The 259-nt window shown below is 57.9% G+C and carries 1 pseudogene; it reads left to right on the forward strand.

Annotated features, from left to right (window positions below):
- Positions 1-259: pseudogene (locus tag WDW90_RS40000) on the forward strand (amino acid ABC transporter permease); the annotation flags it as partial.

Genomic DNA, 259 nt, shown 5'->3' on the forward strand with positions numbered 1-259 from the left:
GAAAGAGGCGGCGGCCAGTATTGCCATGACCGGCATCCAGACGATGCGCTACATCGTGTTGCCGCAGGCCTTCAAGCGCATGATTCCGCCGCTGGTCAACCAGGCGGCCCAGACCATCAAGGATACGTCGCTGCTCGCGCCCGTTGGAATCATCGAACTCGTCTACCAGGGCGAAGTCGTGATTGCCCAGACCTTTGCGTCGTTCAAAATCTGGGGCGTGATCGCCGTCCTGTATTTCATCATCATTTTTGCCGTCTCG

Source organism: Methylobacterium nigriterrae (assembly GCF_037106235.1).
Lineage (GTDB): Bacteria > Pseudomonadota > Alphaproteobacteria > Rhizobiales > Beijerinckiaceae > Methylobacterium > Methylobacterium nigriterrae.